The organism is Streptomyces sp. NPDC038200 (assembly GCF_055600785.1).
In genome coordinates, this window is the sequence record NZ_JBVJYH010000051.1 from 1 (window position 1) to 5,381 (window position 5,381).

Here is a 5,381-nt window from a genome sequence, read left to right on the forward strand (position 1 = left end):
GGGGTGGTGGATACGGCGTTGTTGGACGGGGGGTATTGGTATCGGAATTTGCGGGAGCGGGTGCGTTTGGAGGAGGTGACGCGTGCGTTGCTGGGGCAGGGGCGTCGGGTGTTCGTGGAGATGAGTCCGCATCCGGTGCTGGGTTTTGTGCTTGCGGAGACGATGGGTGCGGTGGGTGTGGACGACGGCCTGGTGGTGGGGTCGTTACGGCGTGGTGAGGGGGGTCTGGAGCGGTTCTTGCGGTCGGTGGGTGAGGTGTATGCGGGGGGTGTGGATGTCGACTGGGAGGCGGCGTTCGATGCCGGGTCCGCGCGGCGGGTGGAACTGCCGACGTATCCCTTCCAACACCAGCACTACTGGCTCGATGCGAACGACACCCCCGCCGTCGAGGCCGATCCCGTCGACGCCGCCTTCTGGGCCGCGATCGAGGCCGGTGACACCGACGCCCTCGCCGACGACTTCCAGATTCGGGCCTCCGTACTCGACGAAGTCCTGCCCGCACTCTCCTCCTGGCGCCGCCGCAGGCAGGAACGGTCCGTCGTCGACGGATGGCGCTACCACCTCGGCTGGGACCGGATCGACACCACCCGCACCCTTGACGGCACCTGGCTCATAGCCCTCGGCACCGACGGCGGACCACTCGCCGAGGCCATCGCGACCGGTCTCACCGAGCGCGGCGCGCAGACCGTACGCGTCGAGGTCGACACCGAGCACACCGACCGGGAGGCGCTGGCCGCCGCCCTGCCCGACCAGCCCCTCACCGGAATCGTGTCGCTCCTCGCACTCGACGGGCGACCGCACCCCACACACACCACCTGGTCGCGCGGCACGATCGGCACCGTCACCCTCGTCCACGCCCTCGGCGACGCGGGAATCGAGGCCCCCCTGTGGGCGGTCACGGCCGGCGGCGTCGCCATCGCCGACCCCGCCGAACTGACCGACGTCTCCCAGCACGTCATGTGGGGCATCGGCACCGTCCTGGCACTGGACAACCCCCGGACCTGGGGCGGCCTCGTCGACCTGCCCTCCGGCACCGACGAACCCGACCCGCACACCCTCGACCTGCTGTGCACCGCCCTCTCCGGAGCCGACGACGAGGACCAACTCGCCGTACGGCCGGACGGCCTGTACGCCCGCCGCATGCGCCGCGCCCCGCTGGACGGCGTCCCGGCCCCCAAGCCCTGGACCCCGCGCGGCACCGTACTGATCACCGGTGGCACAGGCGGCACGGGAGCGCACGTCGCCCGCCGGCTGGCCGAGCACGGCGCCGAACACCTGGTGCTGACCAGCCGCCGCGGCCCCGACGCCCCCGGCGCGGGTGAACTCCGAGCCGAACTGGAGGCCCTCGGCGCCCAGGTCACCATCACCGCCTGCGACATCGCAGAGCGCGACGCGGTCGCCGCCCTCCTCGACGCCGTTCCCGCCGAACTGCCGCTGACCGCGGTCCTGCACCTCGCGGGCTCGCCCCAGACCGAATCACCCCTGTCCAGGCTCACGGTCGAGCAGTTCGCCGAGATGGGACGGGCCAAGATCGCAGGTGCCCGTCACCTGGACGACCTGCTCGGCGACCGCGATCTCGACGCCTTCGTCCTCTTCTCCTCCGGCGCCACGGCCTGGGGCAGCAACGGCCTCACCTCGTACGCCGGGGCCAACGCCCACCTCGACGCGCTGGCACACCACCGTCGCGCCCGCGGGCTGACCGCCACCTCCATCGCCTGGGGCGCCTGGGACGGCGGCGGCATGGTCGACGCGTCCATGGCGAGCGAGTTCGCCAAGCTCGGCGTCACCCTGATGGAGCCCCACCTCGCCGTCACCGCACTGGTGCAAGCCGTCGAACACGACGAGACCCACGTGGTCGTCGCCGGCATCGACTGGACCCGCTTCGCCCCGGCCTTCACCCTCTCCCGTCCCCGCCCGCTGCTGCGCGGCCTGCCCGAGGTCGCCGAACTCCTCGCCACCGGCACCGAGAACCGCCCCGACACCGATGTGTCCGCCCTCCGCGCCGAACTGCTGGAGCTCTCACCGGCCGAACAGGAACGCCTGCTGGTCCGCCTGGTACGAGCCGAGGCCGGAGCCGTCCTCGGCCACACGGACACCGAAGGCGTCGAGGAGGACAGGGCGTTCAAGGAGATCGGGTTCGACTCGGTCACCGCGGTGGAACTACGCAACCGTCTCAACGCCGCCACACGACTGCGGCTGCCCGCCACCCTCGTCTTCGACCACCCGAGCCCCAGGGCCCTGGCCGACCACCTGCGCGCGGAACTCGTCGGCGACCGTGCCGCCGCGACCCTGCCCGTCACCGCACCGCCCCCCGTGACCGACGACCCGATCGCGATCGTCTCCATGAGCTGCCGCCTTCCCGGCGGGGTGACCTCGCCCGAGGACCTGTGGACCCTGCTCGTCGAGGGCCGCGACGCGCTCGTCGACTTCCCGGCCGACCGCGGCTGGAACCTGGACGACCTCCTCTCCGACGACCCGGACACCCCCGGTACGACCTACGTCCGCAAGGGCGGCTTCCTGCGCGCAGTCGCCGACTTCGACGCCGGCTTCTTCGGCATCAACCCCCGCGAGGCGCTGGCGATGGACCCGCAGCAGCGGCTGCTGCTGGAGACCTCCTGGGAGGTCTTCGAACGTGCGGGCATCGACCCGACCTCACTGCGGGGCAAGGACGTCGGTGTCTTCACCGGCATGGGAGCCCAGGACTACACACCCCGCCTCGGAGGCGGCGCCGAGGGCACCGAGGGCTACGCCCTGACCGGCAGCGCGGGCAGCGTCGCCTCCGGCCGCGTGTCCTACGCCCTGGGCCTGGAGGGACCCGCGCTCACCATCGACACGGCGTGTTCGTCGTCGCTGGTGGCGATGCACTCCGCGATGCATGCCCTGCGCAACGGCGAGTGCTCGCTCGCCCTGGCCGGCGGCGTCGCCGTGATGTCCAGCCCCGGCGTCTTCGTCGAGTTCTCGCGGCAGCGGGGCCTCGCACCGGACGGACGCTGCAAGGCGTTCGCCGACGGCGCGGACGGCACGGGATGGGCCGAGGGCGTCGCAGTCCTCCTGCTGGAGCGCCTGTCGGACGCGCGGCGCAACGGTCACGAGGTGCTGGCGGTCGTCCGGGGCAGTGCGGTGAACCAGGACGGTGCGTCGAACGGTCTGACCGCTCCGAATGGTCCTTCGCAGCAGCGTGTGATCCGGCAGGCGCTGGCGAGTGCTGGTTTGTCGGCGGCTGATGTCGACGCGGTGGAGGCGCACGGTACGGGGACGTCGCTGGGTGATCCGATCGAGGCGCAGGCCCTGATCGCGACGTACGGCCAGGAGCGGCCGGGTGATGACCGCCCGCTGATGATCGGGGCCCTGAAGTCGAACCTCGGTCACACCGGCGCCACCGCGGGTGTGGCGGGTGTGATCAAGATGGTGCAGGCGATGCGGCACGGTGTGCTGCCGAAGACGCTGCACGTGGACGCCCCGTCGTCGAAGGTGGACTGGTCGGCGGGTGCGGTGGAGTTGCTGACGGAGTCGCGGGCCTGGCCTGCGGTGGATCGTCCTCGGCGTGCGGGTGTGTCGGCGTTCGGTATCAGCGGCACGAATGCGCACGTGATTCTGGAAGGGGTTGAGCCCGCGGCTCCGGTGGAGCGTGCGGTGGTGCCGGACGGTGTGGTGCCGCTGGTGCTGTCGGGCAAGTCACCGGAAGGGGTGCGTGCGCAGGCGGCGCGGCTGGCAGGTTTCCTGGGCGAGGGCCCTGGGGTGCATCTGGCCGATGTGGCGTACTCGCTGGCGACGACGCGTGCGCGTTTCGATCACCGTGCGGTGGTGGTGGCGGGTTCGGTGCAGGAGGCCCGGGAGGGTCTGGCGTCGGTGCGTGCGCAGGGTGTGGTCGCGGGGCGTCTGGGTGTGCTGTTCACGGGCCAGGGTTCCCAGCGGGTGGGTATGGGGCGTGAACTGCACGCGGTGTTCCCGGTGTTCGCGGATGCTTTCGACGAGGTGTGTGCGGCCGTCGACAAGAGTCTGGACCGCTCGCTGAGGGATGTGGTCTTCGAGGGTGGGGACCTGCTGGATGAGACGAGGTATGCGCAGCCGGCGCTGTTCGCTGTGGAGGTGGCGCTCTTCCGGCTCGTTGAGTCGTGGGGTGTGGTGCCTGATGTTGTGGGTGGTCATTCGGTCGGTGAGGTGGCGGCGGCGTTTTTGGCGGGTGTGTGGTCGCTGGAGGATGCGGCGGCGTTGGTGGTGGCGCGTGGTCGGTTGATGCAGGCGTTGCCGTCGGGTGGGGTGATGGTCGCGGTGGAGGCGGCGGAGGACGAGGTCACGTCGTTGCTGACCGCGGGGGTGAGCGTCGCCGCCGTGAACGGTGTGGCCTCGTTGGTGTTGTCGGGTGTGCGGGACGAGGTCGAGGCGGTGGTGGCGCGTTTGGAGGGGCGTCGGGTGAAGCGGCTGCGGGTGTCGCACGCGTTCCACTCGTCGTTGATGGATCCGATGCTGGAGGAGTTCCGCCAGGTCGCGGCCGGACTGACGTATCGCGAGCCGTCCATGGCGGTGGTGTCGAACCTGACCGGACAGCTGGCGGATCCGGAGCGGCTGTGCTCGCCGGAGTACTGGGTGGAGCATGTGCGGGGCACGGTCCGCTTCCACGACGGCGTCCGCGCCATGCGCGCGGAGAAGGTCTCCACCTTCGTGGAGCTGGGCCCGGATGGTGTGTTGTCGGGGATGGTCGAGCAGGACTGTGTGCCGTCGCTGCGGCGGGATGTGCCCGAGGACCGGGCGCTGATGACCACCCTGGGCCGGCTCCACGCGCGGGGTGTCGATGTCGACTGGGAGAAGGTGTTTGCCGGTACCGGCGCACACCGCGTGGCCCTGCCCACGTACGCCTTCCAGCACCAGCGCTACTGGCTGACTCCGACGTCGTCCGGCGGGGACCCGGCGTTGGCCGCCGGGCATCCGCTGCTCGACATCGTCGTGGGTGTGCCGGACACGGGCGGCGTGGTCGCCACGGGTCGGTTGTCGCTTGCCGCGCAGCCGTGGCTGGCGGATCACACCGTGTCGGGTGTGGTGACGCTGCCGAGTGCCGCTCTGGTGGAGTTGGCGATTCGCGCGGGGGACGAGGTCGGTGCGCGTTCTCTGCGTGAATTGATCACCGAGGCGCCTGTGGTGATCCCCGATCACGGCTCGGTGCGTATCCAGGTGTCTGTGGGTGAGGACACGGGCGGTGCGCGGTCGGTGGCGGTGTACTCGCGGCCGGACGACGCCGAGATCGATGTGCCGTGGGTGCGTCACGCCACAGGCCAGCTGGCTGAGGACGCGCCGGCTCCGGCCGTCGCCTTCGGGGTCTGGCCGCCGGAGGGTGCGCAGCCTGTCGACCTGACCGGCTTCTACGCGGACCAGGCGGCCGCCGG

General features: G+C 71.2%; 1 protein-coding gene and 1 pseudogene. Both read left to right on the forward strand.

Annotated features, from left to right (window positions below):
- Nucleotides 1-75: 75 nt before the first annotated feature.
- Nucleotides 76-216, forward strand: a pseudogene (locus ACZ7KF_RS41400) (hypothetical protein); the annotation flags it as partial.
- Nucleotides 217-270: 54 nt separating this feature from the next.
- Nucleotides 271-5,381, forward strand: a 5,111-nt coding sequence (locus ACZ7KF_RS41405) for an SDR family NAD(P)-dependent oxidoreductase (RefSeq protein ID WP_471087847.1), incomplete at its 3' end; no start/stop codon positions are given.